This is a genomic window from Myxococcus sp. NMCA1 (genome assembly GCF_026810205.1).
GTDB classification, from domain to species: Bacteria; Myxococcota; Myxococcia; order Myxococcales; family Myxococcaceae; genus Myxococcus; species Myxococcus xanthus_A.
Window position 1 is genome coordinate 9,061,295 of record NZ_CP113950.1, and the last position, 20,305, is coordinate 9,081,599.

A 20,305-nucleotide genomic window follows, 5' to 3' on the forward strand; every position below is an offset into this window, starting at 1 on the left:
GTCAGCCTCACGTCCGCACGCGGACGCCCGCGTGTCTCAACCCGCGCCGGGCCCAGCCGCGAAGCTGTCCGGACACGCTCCGCCCCAGCGCCAGGAAGAGGTCCCACCAGCGAATCTCCACCAGGCACACCAACTCCTCGCCCTCGCCATGGCGTGGATTGCGCTCGGCGAAGAAGGCGATGTCGGGGTGCAGTGCCGCCGCGCGGTCGATAGGCGCGACGCCATCCCGCACGCGATAGTGCACGCCCTGGAAACGGAGCGTGCCCCGCGACGCGTCGTACTGCGCGCCGAACCAACGGGCGGCCAGCGCGTGCAGGAAGTCGGCGCGTCCGGGGGGCGGCGTCCAGTCCCGCCGAGGCATCGTCCTGGGGAAGTAGTTCACCGCAAGCAGGTACGTCTTGAAGCCGGCGCTCAACAGCAGCCAGTGCACCGGCCGCAGGGGATGACGGAGCTTGCGTGACAACACGAAGCGCCCGAAGCACACCTGCAACACCTTGTGGCCCCACCAGTCGGGGTGGATGACCGTGTCGCCCGAATACACCACCTCCACCCGCTGCCCGCCCGCGAGCTCCTCGGCGACGCGCAGCGTGCTGAAGCCCACCAACTCCCCGCCTCGGCGCGTGTGGAGGAGAATGACGTACTGCTTGGCCTCCAGGTCCTCGGCGAAGCGCTCCGGCGACACGCCCGTGTAGCAGAGCTGCATCAGCGCCAGCATCTGCCCACGCTGCGCGTCCGTGAGCGCATCACGCCGCACCGTCGAGCCCTTGAGCGGCGACATCATGGCCGGGCACGCCCTTGCAACACCTCCGCGTCGGGAGGCTGCCGAAGCTCGTGCGTGCGGTCCGGCGTCAGCGACACCTCCTGCACGTCGCCCCCGTACCAGTGCACCCGCGCCGTCACGGGCCCCGAGTACCGGCCCAGCCCGAAGTGCAGCCGTGCGTCCGCCGCCGCGGAGAAACCGCCCATCAACCCCACCTCCTGCACCTGCTCCACGCGCGTCCCCGCCTCCTCGTAGGAGACGACCACCCGGGTGCCCACGGCGCTCCGGTGCGTGCGTCCACCGTGGCCCACCAACGTTAGTCCCACGAAGTGCGCATCCTGGCGCGCCTCCGAGCGCAGCGTGTTGCGATACAGCGACACCGGTCCGTGCTGATTGGTGATGAGCGCGTCCACATCCCCGTCCCCATCCAGGTCCGAGAGCAGCACGCCTCGCGAGTTGTCCGGGTCGTCCAACCCAAGCTCTCGCGCCAGGTCCACGAAGTGTCCGGGCTTCGCGTCCCCCAGGTTGAGATACGCGCGGCGCGCTTCATTCGGATAGATGGTGCGGCCCCGGATGTCGCCCCACTTGTCCGCGTACGTGTGGATCTCCGGGCCGGACTGCATCAGCTTGTGGTTGACGTACCAGTAATCCTTGCGCTGGCCATCGGGGATGCGCCACCGCGCCGCATCCAGGCGTTCATCCACCATGCCATTGGCCTGCACCAGGTCCGGCCAGCCGTCGTTGTCCAGGTCTCCCGCCGCCGCGCCCCAGCCGAAGCGCCGCTCGTTGAGCGCGCCACGGAAGGTGGCCTCGTCCCGGAACTCCGGCGTGAAGGCGTCCTTCCCGGGGCCCACCATCCACAGCAGGCTGCCCTCCGCCTGGAGCGAGTGGTGGACGTTGGAGACGTACAGGTCCAACCAGCCGTTGCGGTCGAAGTCCGCCACGGAGGCATTCATCCCCTTGTATGTGTCCTTTCCAATCTCACCGAAGAGCCGGCCCGCCACGCGGCGGAAGTGCTTGCCGCCCTCGTTGAGGTAGACGTCGTCCGGCCCGAAGTCGTTGGCCACGTACAGGTCCGTCCACCCGTCGCGGTTGAAGTCCACCGTGCTCACCGCCAGCGACCAGTGCGTCTCCGGCATGCCCATGGCGGCGATGTCCACCTTCTCGAAGGTGCCGTCTCCCCGTCCCCGGTAGAGCGCGTTGAGCCCGCCGTTGGCCGCGTTGTGCCAGCCGTCATGCATGAAGCGGAACATGCGGCGGTCCTCTGCGTGCTCGGGCTCCGGCAGACGGAAGAGGTTGAGCGGCACCGGCGGCTCATAGCCCGGCAGGTGCGTGGTCATCACATTGAGGACGAAGAGGTCCAGGTGCCCGTCCCGGTCGTAGTCCAGGAAGGTGAGGCCCAGGCTCACCGCGTGGTCCGTCACGCCCGCGGCCTCCGTCACATCCTCGAAGCCCGCGGTGCCCGTCTCGCGCAGCGTGTTGCGCAGCAGCCGGACGGGCCCGAAGGCCACCGCCACCGCGAGGTCCAGGTCACCGTCACCATCCCAATCCACGAAGGTGCCGCCGCCCGGCAGCCCCTCTTCCTTGTAGCGCGTGGCGAAGCGCTCCAGCGCGGGCACGGGCACCCGTTCGAAGCGGAGGTCGCCCAGGTTGCGATAGAGGACCGCGTGGTCCTCGGGCCGAGCCAGCGGGTGCGTGAGGAACAGGTCCGGCCGGCCATCCCCGTCGTAGTCCCCCACGGCGACCGCGTCCCCCACCGCCACCAGCCACTTCGCGACGTGCCCCAGCCGAGGGTCCAGCTCCTCGAGCGTGTGGCCCATGGTGGAGTCGAGCCCCGCGTCCCGCGCCTCCACGCGCTCCATGCGGAAGTCCAGCGGCGTGGTCCGGACTCCGGGCGTGGCGGCCAGGGTGTAGCCACCCACCATGAGACCTCCCAGCCCACCCACCACCGCCGCGCGCTTCAGCCAGCCCGACGACACCAGCGTGTTCAAGGACTCGCGCCACCCGCGCTGCCAGGCGGCTCGCGCGTGGATGAACAGGAAGCGGACCGTGGCGCACGTGAGGGCCGCATAGAAGAACGTGTAGACGCTCTCCTTGAAGTGCAGCACCAGGTCCACCAGCGTCACCGCCAGCGCCAGCAGTATCTGCCCACGCCGCGTGCCCGGAGACGTGGCCGGGTCGGTGAGCATGTAGAAGACGAAGATGAAGAACGACGGCGCGCCCAGCGTACCGAGGAAGAGGACCTCCGGCGGCAGGTGGTGCCGGAGCACATAGGCGCGCAGCGCCGTCTGGAGCGCGTAGAAGAAGAGGAAGCTGACCACCAGCCACCCGCGCCCCACCCGGAAGAAGAACAGCACCAGCGCCGCCATGAGGATGAAGGCGGAGAGGGCCACCTCGCCGTTGGCCCACTGATAGGCGGGCGCGGCGGTGATGAGCTCCCGGGTGAAGAGCAGCGACATGGCCACGCCGAACATGGACGGATTGAAGACGTGGCGGCCCTGGAAGGTGAGCACGTACTTCGAGCCGATGGCGATCCACACCGGAAGAAGGAGCAGCCAGCTCGAATGCGAGTAGTTGAGCAGCAGCGCCAGCGAGCAGCAGGAGATGTACGCGCTCAGGGGCACGACCTTCTGCCGCTTCAGCCCCCAGCCCAGCGCGACGTCCAACACGCTGCCCGTCACCACGATGGCGGCCATCTGCCACGGGCTGCGGTTGAAGCCGAAGAAGGTGAAGCCGAGCACGCCGTAGAGCGTCAGCAGGAAGGCGAAGGGCAGGCGCGGGTCGTTCCAGCGAGGCCAGACCCAGCCCCAGCGCTCGACACGTGGCGCCGTGTGCAGCGGGACATACACCTGTGCAGCCGGGCTCACCCCGGGACCAACGCTCATGGAAGCCCGCCTCCCGCCAAAGCACGTCGCCGCGCGCGTGCGGAGCGTGCCCCGTGGAGCGCGCCCTGTCCAATCACGTCAGGGGCTTGCAAGAGCCCCTCCTGTCCATGCATCCATGCCATGTCCAGGACGCTGCAAACTCCGGGCGCAGGTCCTTCAGCGCGCGCTTTCCGATGCCCTCTCCGCACACCCGAGCCCTTCTCGCCATCCTCGCCGCTGTCTGCATCGTGGCGGCGGGCTGGTTCCGCCACGCCCAGAACGTGAAGGGCTCGCGAGGCGGACGCATCTCCGGCCCCAAGCTGGCGTGGCTCTTCTACGCGGTGTTCCTGTGGTTCCTCGCGTGCCCGCTGGTGGCGCTGGACGTGGCGGTGCCGGAGGAGGCGCGAGGCGTGCTGGGCGCGTTCGCCGCCTTCATGTGGCTGCGAGGCGTGGCGGAGCTGTACCTGCTCTACGGCGTGAAGCGCTGGCGGCCCCCGTATGGCGTGGCCCATGACGTGGCGTGCATCGCGCTGGTGCTGGGGGGACTGTTCTGGGGCCGGACGCGGTGGCTGGGCGTGCTCGGTCCTGAAGACTTGTGGGCCCTGGCCTTCCTGGGCCTGGTGCTCGTGAGCCTGTTCGTCGAGGTCGCCTACGCGGCCCTGTTCTTCCACGCGGTGGAGGGCCGCACCACGGGCGAGGACGGCATCTGGTTCGCGGACGAGGAGCAGGCCCGCTTCCGCCGCATCAACCGGCTGACGCTGGCGCTCAACGTGCCCCTGTACGCGGGACTGGCGGGCCTGCTCGCGGTGGGAGCGTGGTAGGCGCGGTGTCGACACGCACGAAACAGCCAGGGGCATGGCTGCTACACTGCGCGCATCCGCTGGCGCAGCCCGGACCTCATGCCGCCGGGTCGAAAAGACATGGGACATCCCACCCTCGAGAATGAAACGCCCTTTGCCTTCGACATGATGGGCCTCGCCGACGAGGACGGCAGGCCCCTGCTGTTGCTCGTCGTGAAGGCCACCTATGCCTTTGGCCCCTCTGGATTGAAGCTCGCCGACACGCAGGTGCCGGTGACGTGGAGCGGTGAGTCCTGGGGCAAGCCCGGCGAGTCCAGCGACAAGTTCGAACCCGAGAGCGCCTTCATCAAGCTGGCCACGGACGTGGCGCTGATTGGCCATGCCTACCCGCCCCAGAAGGGCGCCACCGAGGCGCTGGTGGCGCTTCAGGTCGGGCCGCTGAAGAAGGCCGTGCGCGTCGTGGGCGAGCGGACCTGGTTCAAGAGCATGGGGCGTATCGCGGCAACCAGGCCGCTCCCCTTCGACAAAATCCCGCTCACGTGGGAGCGCGCCTTCGGCGGCTGGGACAAGACAGACACCGCGAAGCCGGCCTTCGAGCCGCGCAACCCCGCGGGCGTGGGCTTCCGCGCCAGTCCTCGCCACTTCGAGGAGGGGCTGAAGCTGCCCAACCTGGAGGACCCCGCCACCGAGCCCCTGCGCGACTTCGGCCAGAAGGTGGTGCCCGCGGGCTTCGGCTTCACGTCTCCCCATTGGCAGCCTCGCGCCCGATACGGCGGGACCTACGACGAGGCCTGGAACAAGACGCGCAAGCCCTTGCTGCCCAAGGACTTCGACCGGCGGTTCTTCAACGCCGCCGCGCCGGGCCTCATCGCTCCTGGCTACCTGAAGGGGGACGAGCCGGTCATCATCGCTGGCGCTTCCCCCAAGGGCCGGCTGTCCTTCGCGCTCCCCGGGCAGTCCGCGCCGGTCGTCACCGTGGCGCTCGCGGGGGGCGAGGACGCGACACCCGCCATGCACCTGGACACCGTGACCCTGGACACCGACGAGGAGCAGGTGACGCTCCTCTGGCGTGGACACGTCACCCTGGCCGAGGGCCTCCACGACGTGCGGGGCCTGAAGGTCACCGCCCAGGGCGTGAGCGCGCCCAAGGCGGCCTGAACGAAACCGGCGTAGGGGCATGTATCCAGCGGCGGCGCCGCGCTCCAGCTTCGCGGTTGCCTGGCTCGCACCGCGTGGCCCCGCCGGGGTATTCTGTTCCCCTGGAGGTGGCTGGCATGGCGGTCAATACCGGTGTGAACAAGATGTCCGTGGTGACGAAGGACAGCGGCGGCGTCACCGTTGCCTTCCCGGACGTATGCAAGACACCCAGCCCGGCCGGGCCCGTGCCCATTCCCTACCCCAACGTGGCCCAGTCCTCGGACACCGACAAGGGCACGAAGAAGGTCTCCGTGGCTGGCAACCCGGTGTGCGTGAAGGACTCCAACTTCAAGATGAGCACCGGCGACGAAGCCGGCACCGCGGGCGGCGGCGTGGTCTCAGGCAAGACGAAGGGCAAGGCGGAGTTCGTCAACTTCTCCTTCGACGTGAAGTTCGAAGGGAAGAACGTGGCGCGCGCCTTCGACCTGATGCTCCACAACGACAAGAACACGCCGCCGTTCCCCGTCATGCAGGGGCCCGTCATCGCCATGGGTGGCAATGAAGGCACGCCCCAGTGCCTCGTCTGCGAAGAAGACATCTAACAACACGCCACGATGTCACCTCCTCCCGGTAGCCCCCTTCCCTCCGAGCGACACGACGCATCCATTCGGATGGACATGGCCAGAGACTTCCTCGCGGACGCGTCCTTCTTCTGGACGCTGCGTGAGCAAGGGCTCCTCGCCCCCGACTACTCTCTTCAAGAGTTCCAAACGGGGCCCGAGCAACGATTGCTCGCGTGCCTGGACGCGTTGCAGCTCGGAGGTCCCCGGGTCACCCGGGAGTTGCTGCTGCCGGCGCTGTCCTCGGACGAGCCGGAGCAGGTGGCCTGTGCAGCCAGCGTCCTCTTGTCGCAGCCCGGGCAGGAGCACCTCGACGCCGTGCTCTCCACGTTGGCGGACGAAGGCGGAGCCAATCCTTCGAGCCAGGGGGCCGCATGGGCACTGGAGCTCCACCCCAGCCCTCGCGCTGTTCCCCAGCTCCTCGCCTTGTTCGACGAAGGCGCCCCCGTCGTGCAGGCACGGGTGATGGACATCCTGACGGCGTGGGGGACGGCTCCTTCCCGGAACCTGGATGAGGCCGTTACGTCGAAGGACAGCGCCCTGGCCCAGGCGGGACTGCGCGCCGCCCGTCGCTTCCCTTCCCGACTGGAACGCGCCGCGCTTCAACGTGCCCTGGAGTCCAACGACGCGGAGGTCCGCAACACGGCGCTGGAGACAGCCTTGCGTCTGGGCCACGGCTCCGCATGGACCGGCTGTGTCGACGCCGTCCGTCGCAAGGATGCAGGCTGGGGGCCCTCCGCGGCGCTCCTCGCGATGGGGGGCGACCCCCAGGATTTGGACCTGCTCCTGAAGGCACTCCAGGAGCCAGCGCTGCGAAAAGAGGCGCTCTGGGCGCTGGGGCTCAGCGGGCGCGTCGCCGCCGTAGGTCCCCTCCTGGAGGCCATGAAGGACGAGTCGGTCGCGCAGGTGGCGGCGGAGGCCTTTTGTGCCATCACCGGCCTCGTCCTCACCGGACCGTTCGTGTCGGAGGCGGAGCCCTGGACTCCCGATACACCCGAAGATGAAGAAGCGCCGCCCCTGGGCCCGGAGCACGCCCTTCCCGTGCCCGCGCCGGAAGCCGTGGCGAACTGGTGGCAGCAGGTCCAGAAGGACTTCTCGCCCCAGGTCCGATACCTCGGCGGGAAGCCCTTCAGCACCGAGACACTCCTCGATGCTCTGATGACAGGCCCCATGCGCAGACGCTCAGCGCTGGCGCTCGAGCTGGCCATCCGGAGCCAGGGCGCATTCCAGCTTCGCGTCCGGGATTGGGCCCCGAGGCAATGGAAGACACTCCAGGCAGCGAAAGCGGGCTTGCAGGGGCGATTGCCGCTGGCGCCATTCCGCGCCTTCTCGCCCTCGACCGTCCTGGCCGACGAGTCCCCCGTCCAAGCGGACGCGCTCTTTCCGCGCGTGGTCTGGCAGCGCCCGCCCCCTCCAGGTGCGCTCGCCATCACGGGCCTGGGGATGGTGTCGTCGCTGGGCGATGGCGTGGTGGGGAGCTGCGCGGCGGCGCGCGTGGGCGTGGCCCGGCCAGGCGCGCTCGAGGACCTCACCTTCGTGGACGAGGACTCGGGTGAGTCGCTCCCCGTGACGGGGCATGCCATCCCGCATCTCACGCAAGGGTACGCGGGCGCGGGGCGCCTGGTGCGGCTGGGAGCGGTTGCCCTGGCGGACCTCCAACACCACTCCGGCATGCAGGCGGGGCCGCGCACGGGCATCTTCCTCAACCTTCCCAGCGGCTTCCTCCTGGAGGCCGCGGAGCGACAGGAGCGAAAGGCCGCCAGCGAAGAGGCGGAGCCCGACGGCGAGGCTGAGGACGCTGATGCATCCTCTGATTTCGACGAAACGCCGCTGCTCGCTGCGACGCTTCGCGAACGCTACGCAGAGACACTCCTGCCCCGGCTGCTCGCGCAGGCCGCCGTACCAGGGGGCGTCACCCAGCAGGCCGTCTTCTTCGGAGACTCCCCCGGCTTCGTCACGGCCCTGCGTGCCGCGGAACGCGCGCTGAGGTCCGGCGCGCTGGACCGATGCATCGTGGGAGGCATCGACAGCATCGTTGAGCTCGAGTGGCTGGACGCGCTGGACGCGCTCCGAATGCTGAAGACGCGCGAGCGGCCCACCGGGCTGATGCCTGGCGAGGGCGCGGCCTTCGTGCTCCTGGAACTCGCGGACGAGGCCTCTCGCCGGGGCACACCGGCCGTCGCCTACGTCGACGCCATGGCTGCGTCCTCCGAACCCGAACACCTGTTCGCAGGCAAGCCGCACGTCGGCGTGGCCCTGTCCTCCGTCATCGCGGAGGTGCTCGGGAGCCTCGAGGACCGTGGCCAGACGACGGGGCTCGTCATCGCGGACCTCGACGGCACCGCGCCCCGCTCCCAGGACTGGGGCTACGCGCAGCTACGACTGAACAGCGCGCCGCTGAAGGAGGCTGTCACCTGGTACCCCGCTGATGCGTGGGGAGGGCTGGGCGCGGCGACCGGTGCCGTCGCGGTCTGCATGGCGGCACGCGGGTTCGCGAGAGGCTACCTACCCACGTCCGGCGTCCTGACCTGGCTCTGGGGATGGAACGGGGAGCGGGCGGCCTTCCACCTGCGGCCGCCCTCCGCGCGCTGAGGCGGACTTCAGCGCGCGAGCCGAGGGAGCATCCGGTACTCGGGGTGGGTCCGCAATCCACGGCCCTCCGCCAGCCGGAGCAGGGCCAGTCCCTCGACGAAGATGTGGCGCTCGGTCTGGAAGCGCTCTGGGTGGGACGGCACGCCCGCGTCCTTGAACTCATGGGCCCGCTCGACCAGCAACTCTTCCAGCGACAGGTCGAACGCGTCCTGGTCCGCTGAAGCGAGGGCTTCGCACACGGCGAGCCGCGTGGAGCCCGTGTCGGCGGAGCACTGCTGGAAAGCGGCGAGGGCACGCTCGGCCCCAGCGGAGAGCCCCTGGGTTCCCGCGAGCAGGAGTTCGTGGAGGAAGTCCGCGTAACGGAAGTCATCCTCGAACTCGTCCTTCTCCGACCATTGGCGGGGCGAATGCCGGGCGATTTCCTGCGCCAGGCCGGCCTCGCCCGTGGCGAGCGCATCGAACAGCGGATCCGTACGGCTGGCACACGCAAACCGCCCTGGAGTCACGTCCGAACGCGCGTGGGCTTCGACCAGCAAATCCCTGCGGGCGGTGGCGGACTGGCGCAGGCATCTCCGGAAGGCGGGCGTGTCCGCCTCCACCAGCAAGGTGCTGATGGCGGCGATGCGAAGGTACGTAGAGAGCCGCGTCAGGAGCGTCTCTCGCTGGATCGCTGTGAGCGGCTGCTTCAGCCCCTTCTCCAGCTCCTCAACCGCAAAGAACGCATTCTCGCGAATGAAGTCCATCTTCAGCATCGACGAGCTCCCGCTGACGGATCCAACCTCAAGGTGAGTACTCGACTCAGGCTCGCCCGCGAAACTCGGAGCCGAAGTCCTCCATCTCCTGGAACAACACGCCCAGGCAGTCCTCGTCCACGATTCGCTGGCCCAGGTCTTCACGAACCAGGATGAGACTGGTCTGCTCCGCGAGCCGGAAGATCTTCACGTCCTTGGGGATCTTCTTCTCATTGAGGACCAACCGCCGGAAATGCAGCACCTGATTCTTCAGGATGGCGTTCATGCTGAAGTCGGACTTCTTCGCATCCATGCACGCGACCGTCCCCAGCACGTTGGCGATGTAATAGGGCATGGTCAGGACTTTCTTACGGGGCGTCCGGAGACGAATGGGCAGGTATTCGATGGAATCCGCTGGCGTCTCCTGCTCCAGGATGCCCTTGAGCTTTTCGGAGACCACCAGCATCCCGAACGTGTTCGGGATGCTGTCCGTCAGCGTGCTGCCCCCCTCCTTCGACAAGTCGAAGACTAGGCCCTTCGGGAACCATTCCTCACAGCGGACGCCCTCCGTGAGGAGGTAACCGCGCCCATCCAGTTCTTCCTTGCGGGAAGAGTCCAGCCACGCGAAGGACTCATCCTCGTCGTCGTCCACCCAGGGGTAGTAGCTCACGGCAATCCGCTCCACTTCAGCGCTTCTTCGCGATACCCCGCTTCTTCGGAGCGGGCTTGGTGAACAAGTTGATGTTGATGGGGCCTGCCGCGGACACCATGTCCCAGTAATCCGCCTGGAGGCGCATCAACATATCCTTGACGTCTGTCGGAGGATTCCACTCCTTGTGCTTCTTGTCCTTCGCCAGCGCGGAATCCAGCGAATTGCGGACGATGCGCATATCGGCACTCGCCTGTTTCGAATAGGCCGGATGACTCCCCATGTGGTGGGGCAAGCTGTGGAACTCCGAGTCGCGCGCCACGGCGGGGAGGAAGATGATGTTCTCCCCATTGTTGATGTTGTAGTCCACGCCCCGAAGCATCCGCATCTGGTCACTGGTGAAGTTCTTATCGGAGAAGGCCTCCTCCGGAAGCAGATGGTGTGCCTGGTTGATGTACGGGGACTGGCCAATCTTGAAGTTCTGGCCGTGGACAAAGGTGTATCTGCGCGCATGCGTCAGGCTGCCAGGCTTGATTCGCTTGTCCCCGCGCACACGGGTGCCTCGCGCCTGGAGCACGCCCTGGATGATCTCGAGATTCGCGTAGATCTTGTTCCGGCCACCATTGCCCTTGATGTGCTTGTGGCCTTTATCCCGATAGTCACGCGACCGCCTGAGCCGGGCCTTCAGCTTGCCCATTCCAGAGAGATGATCTGCCTTCGCCATGCGTGCCCCCGTGGAGCTCAGTTCAACTCAATCTTACCACCGCGGATGAGCTGGAGCCCCGAAGCCCGGCTCTCTACTCGAACCCCTCGAAGAAGGATGGTGCCGTCCCGGCGCAGCGTGATGCTTGCCTCGCCTACACGCAACACGATTTCCTTCTCAGCGCCGAGCACCAACCGGTCCTCCTTCGGGGTGTCCTTCACCTCAGGGGCCGCGGGCGCCGGACCGCCAGCAGCGGCCTCGGGCCGGCTCGCCACTTCGAGCAACTGCTCCAGCAGCGAAGGAGCGCTGGGGGCTTGAGCCAGCGCGACCAGCAGCGGACGTGCGGGGTCACCGTCCTCGAACAGCAGCACGACCTCCCGGCGCTCTTCCACCGCCGACCGCAGCTGCTCGGCCCCGAGCGCGACGAAGCTCCGGGCCGCGACCGGCATGGACGTCGGATTGCCCGCGAAGTCCACCAGCGCCAGCCCCTCCGGATTCACTCCCATGAGCCTGCCAACACGAGCCCCGGTGATGGGCTCCCGGTGAGCGGCGTGGAGCGTCTTCTCGGGCTTGGCGCCATCATCATTCGAGGCCATAGGCCCTCCAATTCGACGTCATGACGCGCAGTGAGACCTTCGCCCCAAGGAGACGGCGGACCTGAACGATATCAGGCCCTTCCCAACCACTCCACCAGCAGCGCCAGGCTCCGGCCCACGATGGCGCGCCGGACCTCGGCTCTGTCCCCGGGGAAGACGTGCCGCTCCACCGTGGCCTGTCCACCCCGCTGGAGCACCGCGAGGTAGGCCAGCCCCACGGGCTTCTGCGGCGTGCCACCTCCGGGGCCCGCGATGCCTGTCTCCACCAGCACCCAGTCCGCCGTGGAGCGCGCCAGGGCGCCGTGGGCCATGGCCTCCACCGCCTCCGCGCTGACGGAGCCATGCGCTTGCAGCAACGCCAGCGGCACGCCGAGCTGCTCCACCTTGGACTCGTACGAGTAGGGAATGAAGCCACGCTCGACCACCGCGGAGGCGCCTGGCACCTCCGTCAACGTCGCGCCCAGCAGTCCTCCCGTGCAGGCCTCCACCAACGCCAGGCGAACACCCGCCGCGCGACACCGCTCCAGCGCCTGCCGCGCCAAGGCCTCCAGGGATGCTTCCGTCATGCGCCCCACTCCATCGCATCCGCGGCGGACCTGCACGCCCAAGAACGGTCGCGCCGTGCGTTCCCGGCCGTGTCCTCGCTCGGGGTGCGGCACCGCGTCCGAACCCACCGTAGCAGCCGAACGTGGAGCCCTGTGGACGCACCAGGGCGGGGGCACCGTCCACGGTCGCGCAGTCCGTTGACCGGCATACCCTGGCCACACTCCGGGTGCCCTCGGCGGCGGATTCCTTGACCCATCCGCGCTCGTGCGCAACAGAGTGCCGCCCGTGTCCTGGCGAGCGTGGAAGGTTGGAGTCCTGGCCCTGATGGCCGCGTTCCTGGCAGCCTGTGCGTCCAGGCCGGTGGCCCCTGCCCCGTTGCCAGTCCCCGAACCCGTCGTCACGGGCCCGTTCGCCGAGGCCGAGGCCTATCTGCACGCCTGGGCCGCGGGGGATGTCGCCTCCATGCGGCGCGCGGTCGTCAACCCGCCCGCGTACTTCGAGGTGATGCACCAGCAGTTCCGCGACGGGCTGCGCATCGTCTCCTCCCAATTCGAGCTCGGACCCTTCCAGCGCGATGGCGACGCCCGGGTGGCCACCTACCGCGCCGTGCACCTGCTGCGCGGGCTCGGGGAATGGGAGCTGGATGGCGCGCTGCGCTTCGTCCGCCACCAAGGCCACTGGCGCGTCCAGTGGACTCCCGCCGCGCTGCACCCCGAAGCCCGCGAGGGTGACTTGTTCTCCCGCACCCGCACGGCCCCGCAGCGGGCCGATATTCTCGACGCGAAGGGGACACCGCTCACCCTGCAAGGCGAGGTCATCACCATCGGCGTCGACCCCACCCGCGTCCGGAACCGCTCGGACGTGGCGGCGGCGCTCCAGGCCCAGGCCGGAGTGAGCACCGCGCAGTTCGACGCAGCGCTGAGCGTGGCGGGCACGGCGACGAGCCGCTTCGTGCCCATCATCGACCTGCCCCCCGAGCGCTACCAACAGGTGCGCCCGGCGCTGGCCCCCGTGCCCGGCATCTTCTTCCGCCGCAAGAGCGCCCGTACTTCGGAGGACGGCTTCGCGGCGCACACCCTGGGCCGCATTGGTGATGTGACGGCCGAGCTGCTGCCCCAGATGGGTCCCACCTACCTGCCTGGAGACCTCGTGGGCCTGTCCGGCCTGGAGCGGGCATACGAGGTCCAACTCGCGGGCAGTCCTTCCGGCGACGTCCTGCTCATGCGCCCCTGGGGCAAGACGCAGGTCCTCTTCCACTTCGAGGGTGAGCCGGGCGCGCCCCTGTCCACCACGTTGCGCCGCGAGGTCCAGGCCGCCGCGGAGGCCGCGCTCGACGGCGTGGCCCACCCCGCGGCCCTCGTCGCCGTCGACAGCGCGACGGGGGCCATCCTCGCCGTCGCCAGCCGGCCGCTCTCGCAGCCGCTGCACCGTGCCCTCACCGGCCGCTACCCGCCCGGGTCCACGTTCAAGGTCGTCACCACGGAGGCGCTGCTCGCCCGAGGCATGCGGGTGGACTCCCCTGTCGCGTGCCCGCCGATGACGATGGTGCGCACCAAACCCTTCCGGAACTTCGAAGGGGAGTCCCTGGGTGACACCACGCTGCGGCAGGTGTTCGCCCACTCGTGCAACACCGCGTTCGTGACGCTCGCGACGGGGCTCGGCGGTGATGCGCTGAGTGCCGCGGCTCGCCGGTTCGGCTTCGATGTGCCCTACTTCCCCGGGCTGACTTCCGCCGGTGCATCATTCCCCACGCCCGCGGATGCCATTGAGCTGGCGGCCGCAGCCATCGGGCAGGGGCGGGTGCTCGCAACGCCCTTGCACATGGCCTCGGTCGCGGCGGCTGCGGAGTCAGGCGAGTGGCGCGCGCCCTATCTTGTCGAAGGGCTGGACGGCGGACCGAGCAGCCTGCTCTCGAACGGCGTCCGGGCGCCTTTGTCCGCGCTGATGCGTGCCGTCGTGATGGAAGGCTCCGGGAAGGCCGGCCGGCAGGTGCCCGGGCTCGGCGGCAAGACAGGCACCGCCGAGTTCGGCACCGTGGCGCCGCTGCCCACGCATGCGTGGTTCATCGGGTTCCGAAAGGGCGTGGGATTCGCTGTCCTGGTGGAAGGCGGGGGCGTGGGAGGGCGCGTCGCCGCGCCCATCGCCGCGAAGTTCGCTGGCGCGCTGTAACGCGCCTGAGAACCCTTCCCGCCGCGCGCCGCCAGCGCTCAGGCTCCGCGACGGCGCAGCGCCACTGCCAGTCCCGCGAACGCCAGCACCACCCACAGCGCCACCGCGCCCGGCCCCGTCGCGTTGCAGCCGCCACCGCCCACGTCCGCGCCGTTATCCCGCGACGTGCCCGCATCCGGCGTCTGCGGCCCGGCGTCCGGGTGCTGCGTACCCGCGTCCGGCGTGCCCGTACCCGCGTCCGGCTGCTTCGTCAGCGTGCTCTCGTCGAAGTACGCGCCACACGCCGGGTCATTCACCCCGGCCGCGCGGTGGTCCAGCGCCAGTGCATAGGCGCCCGCGCCGAAGCCCGCCATGGGCGTGTTGTACTTGTAGGTGCCGTTGAACTCGTCATACGTCTCCGCCACGGCCAGGTAGTTCTTCAGCGACTGGTCCGTCACCCACTTCAGCACGCGGTCGGCACGCGCCACATCGCCGCCCATGCGCTTGGCCACCGCGCCCCGCAGGCTGACGATGACCCACTCCGCGCTGTCGTACTCGCCGCCCCAAGGGCTCATGTCCGCGCCATCCGGGTGGTCATACCGGTCATCGTTGCGCTGCCAGCCCGCACCCGCCGGTGAGGACAGGCGCAGGTCCAGTCCATGATAGGTCGCCTGAGCAATCTTCCCCGCCGGGTCGAAGAGCTCGAAGGCGAACGCGTCGAACACCGCCGCGTCCCAGTAGCCCCTGCCCTTCCTCAGCTCCTCCAGGTTCGAGGCCAGCGCGAAGTTCCTGTCCGTCAACTGCTCCGCCATCGCCCGGCGCAAGGACTCGCCCGCCTGCCGGTAGCGCTGCGCGCGCTCCGTGTCCCCCACCCGCTGCGCCAGCTCCGCCGCGTCACACAGGCCGCGCGCCGCCGTGAGGCTGGTGTACGTCCACGACCGCTGCCGCCCCTTCCAGTGCGTCTCCCAGATGGACGAGTCCGGACGGATGAGCCCCGTCACCGGGTTGATGAGCGCCACCAGCGCGTCCCCCACCTTCGTGGACACCGTGGGCCAGGTCTGGTCCACCAGCGTGGTGTCACCCGTCGTCCGCTCGTAGTGCCGCAGCGCCCACAGGAAGAGACCGAAGCCGTCGAACTCGATGTTCGGCCCCGCCTCGTTGAAGTCCGTCTCCTCCACGCCGAAGCCGTGGTAGCGCGTGAGGGTGATGATGTACGGCGGCATCGAATACGGCTCCAGCTCACGCCAGTGCTGGAAGCGGCCACTGTCCGCGTTGAGGTAGTAGGACAGCCCGTCGCGGGCATCGCTCTGCATGCCCAACGTGGCCATGGCCGCCACCGCGTAGGCCCCGTCCCGAATCCAGGCGTACGTCCACTGCCCGGGCGGCAGGCTCGCCAGCACCGCGCCGTAGCCCGCGTGGCGCACCACGCCTGGCAGCGTCGCCGGCGTTCCGTCGGGCGCCTTGAAGCGCGTGCGGCGCGGCTCGCCATCCCGGGACAGCGACTCGCGCAGGTACACGTCACGCGAACGCACCTGCGCCATGTGCAGCACCACCGCCGAGTGCCGCAGCAGGGACTCCTCGTCCGCCGACATGCCCGCCGGCACCTTCACCGTGTCCGTCTGGAACGCCGCCCACCGCGCCACTTCCGCGTCCACCAGCGCCTGGGCGCCGGACGCGCCCGCGTACTCCGTCAGCCACTGCCGCACCGTGGCCCCGGCCGCGGGGTCACCGTGGTGCGCGAAGGCCACGCCCACCCACCGCTCCGCGCCCGCCGGGATGTCCCCCAGGTTGAACTGGTACGCCGTCGCCCAGCCCGTGCCCGCCGAGGGCTGCGCCGTGAAGTCCCGCAGGTCCTGCCCGCCGCCCCCATTCACCACCGAGTAAGCGTTCTGCGGGCCCGTCGTGGTGGACAGCCACGCCGACTTCCGGGCCACCGTGCCCAGCGGCCGCGCCACCAACACACCCGCGAAGCCCTTCTCCACGAAGTCGTTGCCGCTCAACTCCACCGTCTCGCCATTCTCATCCAGGTCCGCCATCACGCCCGGACGGCCGAAGCCCAGGTGGAAGTTGTGGAGCGAGAAGGCACTCACGCCCGTGACGGCCGCCGTGCCGGTGTTGCGCACGCGCAGCGCCATGACGAAGGACGCGTGCGGCAGGCCCTGCGGCGCGAAGACGAACGTCGTCGCCTCCAGCGTTCCCACCCGCTGCACCAGCGCGCCCAGCCCCGTACCGCCCGTCTTCTCCGGCGCCCACGCCGCGTAGCCGCTGGCTTCCCGGTCCGCCTCCTGCGTGCTGAGCCAGCGCTGCGTGCCCCCGGAGCGCAGCCCGAAGAACGCGTCGAAGAGCAGGTCGCGGGAGTGAATCACCTTCGGATGGCCATTCTCGAAGACGTCATTGCCCGCCGCGTCGATAACGGGCTCCTCGGTGGCGAACAGGTGCTCGCGGAAGTGCGTCACCTTGCGCTGCTCCACATCCAACATCACCGCGCCATGCCCGTTGGACGACGGCAGGCGCAGGAAGGAGCGCTGGATGGGGACTTCCGCGCGGGCGCCAGCGCCCACGGTGCACAGCAGCGCGAGGAGCAGCACGGGCGGCTGGCCGCGTCGGTGAGACAGGCGGGGGGTGGGAATCATCCGGTGGATTCTGGGACCCTTCCCGTCTCAGTCCAACGGGTGTGAAACCACCCCTCTTGCTGACCTTCCCGGAAAAGGCTGTTTCGAACGGGGTTTCAGCCGGGCTTCTGGCGCCTCCGCGCAACCACCTGTCGCCACCCTCCTCCCAAGAAATGGGACTCATCACGTACTGACTGGTGACGCGGCACCGGACGACCCACCACCGCCGCAGGGGACCTCATGACTTCGCTCGCCCGGCCCGCGAGGCTGACCTGGCAGAACCGCGGCACCTTCCTTCGCGTCCTGCTGACGCAGGTGCTCTACGTCGCCCCGCTCTTCTGGTTCATGGAGCTGGCGCAGAACGTGGCCTGGCGGTGGATGAATGGGGACTGGGGTTGGGTGTTCCCCAAGTCGCCGTACCACTGGTTCTCCTTCGGGAGCCTCATCCTGTGGGCCGGCTGCGTGGCGCTCCTGTGGAGCCTGCACTTCTTCTGGTTCTACCCGCGTCGCGTGAAGGTCTGGCCGCGGCTGGCCATTGGCGCAGTGGTGTGCTGGGTGGGCGAATGGGTGGGCGGCTACGTCGCGGCCAACGTCTTCAACCATCCGCTCCAGGTGTGGCCCGGCTCACCGCTCGTCTACGTCCACTACAGCGCCCTGTTCTTCTGGGTGAGCAACTGCATCGTCTACCACCTGCTCACCAACGACGTGGTGGACCTCACGCCCGAGTACGACGCGCCTCCGACGACGACGCGCGCACAGGTGGCCTGAGACTCACGCGCCCTGGGGCAGCTTCAAGCGCGCGCGGCAGCCCTTGCCCTCGGGGCGGTTCTCCAGGCGCAGGCTGCCTCCGTGGGCCTCCGCGATTTGCCGGCTGAGCGCCAGGCCGATGCCGCTGCCCTGGGGCTTGGTGGTGAAGAAGGGCACGAAGAGGTTGCCCGTGTCCGTCATGCCGGGGCCCTCGTCCTCCACCCAGACCTCCACCGCGCCCGGCGACAGCACGGCCCAGGACACCCAGACGTCCCCCACGGCCTCCGGCGCGGACAGCACCGCGTCCACCGCGTTGCGCACCAGGTTGATGAGCAGTTGCTCCAGTTGGTCCACGTCGCCCCGCAGCACCAACCCGGGGCCCGCGCGCACGCCCACCTTCCGGCGCTTCTCCAGCGCGGCCACCCGGCGCACCCACGCGTCCACCTCCACGGCGCCTGGCGTCGGAGGCGGCAACCGCGCGAGGCTGGCGTAGGCGGACATGAAGCGCGCCAGTGATTGGGAGCGACGGGCGACGATGCCCAATCCGCTCTTCGCGTCCTCTTCCCAATCGGACGGACGCGGCGCCATGAGCAACGTGTCGCGCAGCGCCTCCGCGATGGAGCCGATGGGCGCCAGCGAGTTGTTGATTTCGTGGCTCAACACCCGCACCAGCCGTTGCCAGGCCTCGCGCTCTTGCTCACGCAATGCCAGCCGCAGGTCCGCGAGCACCACCAACTGGTGCGGCAGGCCGCCCTGCCGGAAGGAGCCTCGCCGCAGCTCGTAGGGGCCGCCCTCCTCCGCGAAGGAGCGCGTCAGCCTGCGAGGCACGTCGCCTTCCAGCAGGTCCGTCAGGCCCAGGGCTCCGGCGCCCTTGCCCACCAACTGCGAGCGTGACGCGCCCAGCAGCCGCTCGCCCGCGCGGTTCACGAGCCGTAGCGTGCCCGCCACGTCGAAGGCCAACACGCCGACGTCAATCTCCTCCATCACCTGCTCCAGGAGCGCGCCCGCCTCCAGCACTCCCAGCCTCTGCTCACGCAGGGTGTCCCCCAGCGCGTTCACCTCCAGCAGCACCTCGCCCAGCGCATCCCCCGCCCGCGCGCCCCGGCCGCGCACGGAGTAGTCCCCTTCGCGCAGGGCGGCCAGCAGGTTGGCCACCGCGTGCAGCGGCCGCATCACCCGTTCGCGCACCAGCAGGCCCACGCCCAGGAAGGTGCCCACCACCAGGGAGGTCAGCGTCCACTGCACCTTGGAAGAGAAGTCCCCCAACCACACCAGCACGAGCGCGGCCACCGAGCCCGGCAGGCCCGCGAGCCACGCGAGCCCGAGCACCTGCAGGTCATGCGGCGGTAGCCGGCGCTCCTCGCTCACCGAGCGCCCTTGATGCCGTAGTACTGGAGCCGCCGGTACAGCGCGCTGCGCGACAGCCCCAGTCCCTTCGCCGCCTCGCTCACGTTGCCTTCGTGCCGCGCCAGCGCCCGCTCGATGAGGTAGCGCTCCACCTCCTCCAGCGTCATCTCCTCCAGCCGCGTCATGCCCTCGCGGCCGGCCCGCTTGAGCAGCAGGTCCTCCTGCGTCACCTCGTCACCCGACGCCATCAGCATCGCGCGCTCCACCGCGTGCTCCAGCTCGCGCACGTTGCCCGGCCACGCATAGGCCAGCAGGGCCTCCAGCGCCTCCGAGGACAGCCGGACGTTGGGCCTGCCGTAGCGCCGGCCCTGTTCGGCCAGGAAGTGCGCGGCCAGCAGCGGGATGTCCTCGCGACGCTCGCGCAGGGGCGGCAGCTGCACCTCCACCGTGTTGAGGCGGTACAGCAAATCTTCCCGGAAGCGGCCCTCCGCCACCGCCCGCGACAGGTCCACATTGGTGGCGCTCACCACGCGCACGTCCACCCGCCGCGTCTTCGACGAGCCCACCGGGTGCAGCTCGCCCGTCTGGAGCACGCGCAGCAGCTTGGCCTGCTGCGACAGCGGCATGTTGCCAATCTCGTCCAGGAAGAGCGTGCCGCCGTCCGCCAGCTCGAAGCAGCCGATGCGGTCCGTCTTCGCGTCCGTGAAGGCGCCCTTCACGTGGCCGAACAGCTCGCTCTCGAAGACACCTTCGGACAGGCCGCCGGAGTTGACCGCGACGAAGGCCCGCTCCGAGCGCGTGGAGCCCCCATGAATCAGCCGCGCCACCACCTCCTTGCCCGTGCCGTGCTCGCCCGTCACCAGCACGTTGGCGCCAGACGGCGCCACCCGCTCGATGAGCCGCCGCACCGGCTGCATGGACCGGGACTCGGACACCAGGGCGAGCTGATTGCCCTGCCCCCGGCGCAGGTGCTGGTTCTCCTCCTCCAGCCGGCGGCTGCGCTTCAGCGCCCGGCGCAGCTCCAGCTGGGTACGCAGCGTGGCCAGCAGGCGCGTGTTGTCCCAGGGCTTCTGCACGTAGTCGCGAGCACCGGCGCGCATGGCCTCCACCGCGCCCTCCACGCTGCCCCACGCCGTCATCACCACCACCGGCAGGGACGCATCCTGCGCGCGGATGCGGCCAAGCAGGTCGATGCCCTCCTGCCCGGAGGTGGTGTCGCGCGCGTAGTTCAGGTCCATCAAGACCAGGTCCACGTCCTCTGCCTCCAGCGTGGCGAGCGCACCCGCGGGCGACTGCGAGGTGACGACAGTGAGTCCGTCCCGCTTGAGGAGCAGCCGGAGGGCCTCCAGGACGTCCGCCTGGTCGTCGGCGACCAGGACACACGGAGGCCGCGTGGCGGCACTGGGAGCATTCGGGAGGGAGGGGGCGGATTCAGACACGGGGGACACCAATA

General features: G+C 69.4%; 16 protein-coding genes. 6 read left to right on the forward strand and 10 right to left on the reverse strand.

The features are described 5' to 3' along the window. Positions 1–7: 7 nt before the first annotated feature. Both OZ403_RS37595 and OZ403_RS37600 read right to left on the reverse strand, forming a co-directional pair. On the reverse strand, positions 8–781 hold the full coding sequence (locus OZ403_RS37595) for a hypothetical protein (RefSeq protein ID WP_140857830.1): 774 nt from the start codon (positions 779–781) through the stop codon (positions 8–10). After that, complete coding sequence (locus OZ403_RS37600; RefSeq protein WP_268783011.1) at positions 778–3,645, reverse strand: FG-GAP-like repeat-containing protein; 2,868 nt, start codon at positions 3,643–3,645, stop codon at positions 778–780. The genes OZ403_RS37595 and OZ403_RS37600 overlap by 4 nt, the downstream gene beginning before the upstream one ends. A gap of 173 nt (positions 3,646–3,818) precedes the next feature. Here OZ403_RS37600 and OZ403_RS37605 point away from each other — a divergent pair, with 173 nt between their 5' ends. From OZ403_RS37605 to OZ403_RS37620, 4 genes are all read left to right on the forward strand, one after another. After that, positions 3,819–4,445, forward strand: coding sequence for a hypothetical protein (locus OZ403_RS37605; protein WP_140795984.1), 627 nt, complete (start codon positions 3,819–3,821; stop codon positions 4,443–4,445). Between the two features lie 99 nt (positions 4,446–4,544). Beyond that, a complete protein-coding gene (locus tag OZ403_RS37610; protein ID WP_268783012.1) occupies positions 4,545–5,582 on the forward strand; it encodes a DUF2169 family type VI secretion system accessory protein in 1,038 nt (345 codons plus the stop codon). 116 nt (positions 5,583–5,698) lie between these two features. Next, a complete protein-coding gene (locus OZ403_RS37615; protein WP_140795986.1) occupies positions 5,699–6,163 on the forward strand; it encodes a DUF4150 domain-containing protein in 465 nt (154 codons plus the stop codon). A 75-nt stretch (positions 6,164–6,238) separates the two neighbouring features. Next, entirely contained in the window at positions 6,239–8,773 is a 2,535-nt protein-coding gene (locus tag OZ403_RS37620) for a TIGR02270 family protein (protein ID WP_268783013.1), read from the forward strand. A gap of 8 nt (positions 8,774–8,781) precedes the next feature. Here the strand turns inward: OZ403_RS37620 and OZ403_RS37625 are convergent, their stop codons facing one another. The 5 genes from OZ403_RS37625 to OZ403_RS37645 all read right to left on the reverse strand — a co-directional run bounded on the left by OZ403_RS37625 (position 8,782) and on the right by OZ403_RS37645 (position 12,018). After that, positions 8,782–9,525: an Imm49 family immunity protein gene (locus tag OZ403_RS37625; protein WP_268783014.1), complete on the reverse strand. Its 744-nt coding sequence runs from the start codon at positions 9,523–9,525 to the stop codon at positions 8,782–8,784. A gap of 46 nt (positions 9,526–9,571) precedes the next feature. Next, positions 9,572–10,174, reverse strand: a complete 603-nt coding sequence (locus OZ403_RS37630) for an imm11 family protein (RefSeq protein WP_140795989.1) — start codon at positions 10,172–10,174, stop codon at positions 9,572–9,574. A 16-nt stretch (positions 10,175–10,190) separates the two neighbouring features. Continuing rightward, positions 10,191–10,877, reverse strand: a complete 687-nt coding sequence (locus OZ403_RS37635) for an AHH domain-containing protein (RefSeq protein WP_140795990.1) — start codon at positions 10,875–10,877, stop codon at positions 10,191–10,193. A 17-nt stretch (positions 10,878–10,894) separates the two neighbouring features. Continuing rightward, the gene (locus OZ403_RS37640) at positions 10,895–11,452 is read right to left on the reverse strand and encodes a DUF6484 domain-containing protein (protein ID WP_140795991.1); all 558 of its coding nucleotides are present in this window, start codon (positions 11,450–11,452) and stop codon (positions 10,895–10,897) included. Positions 11,453–11,523: 71 nt separating this feature from the next. Then, the gene (locus tag OZ403_RS37645) at positions 11,524–12,018 is read right to left on the reverse strand and encodes a CinA family protein (protein ID WP_140795992.1); all 495 of its coding nucleotides are present in this window, start codon (positions 12,016–12,018) and stop codon (positions 11,524–11,526) included. A 304-nt stretch (positions 12,019–12,322) separates the two neighbouring features. Here OZ403_RS37645 and OZ403_RS37650 point away from each other — a divergent pair, with 304 nt between their 5' ends. After that, positions 12,323–14,167: a penicillin-binding transpeptidase domain-containing protein gene (locus OZ403_RS37650; protein WP_268783015.1), complete on the forward strand. Its 1,845-nt coding sequence runs from the start codon at positions 12,323–12,325 to the stop codon at positions 14,165–14,167. A 38-nt stretch (positions 14,168–14,205) separates the two neighbouring features. Here the strand turns inward: OZ403_RS37650 and OZ403_RS37655 are convergent, their stop codons facing one another. Further along, positions 14,206–16,779 (reverse strand): glycoside hydrolase family 15 protein, encoded by a 2,574-nt coding sequence (locus OZ403_RS37655; protein WP_268783016.1) that lies wholly within the window; start codon positions 16,777–16,779, stop codon positions 14,206–14,208. Positions 16,780–16,998: 219 nt separating this feature from the next. Between OZ403_RS37655 and OZ403_RS37660 the strand changes: the two genes are divergently transcribed. Next, the gene (locus OZ403_RS37660) at positions 16,999–17,526 is read left to right on the forward strand and encodes a hypothetical protein (RefSeq protein ID WP_268783017.1); all 528 of its coding nucleotides are present in this window, start codon (positions 16,999–17,001) and stop codon (positions 17,524–17,526) included. 3 nt (positions 17,527–17,529) lie between these two features. Here the strand turns inward: OZ403_RS37660 and OZ403_RS37665 are convergent, their stop codons facing one another. Both OZ403_RS37665 and OZ403_RS37670 read right to left on the reverse strand, forming a co-directional pair. After that, positions 17,530–18,873 (reverse strand): sensor histidine kinase, encoded by a 1,344-nt coding sequence (locus tag OZ403_RS37665; RefSeq protein WP_268783018.1) that lies wholly within the window; start codon positions 18,871–18,873, stop codon positions 17,530–17,532. After that, the gene (locus OZ403_RS37670) at positions 18,870–20,291 is read right to left on the reverse strand and encodes a sigma-54-dependent transcriptional regulator (protein ID WP_268783019.1); all 1,422 of its coding nucleotides are present in this window, start codon (positions 20,289–20,291) and stop codon (positions 18,870–18,872) included. Before OZ403_RS37670 ends, OZ403_RS37665 begins: the two co-directional genes overlap by 4 nt. Positions 20,292–20,305: the final 14 nt, after the last annotated feature.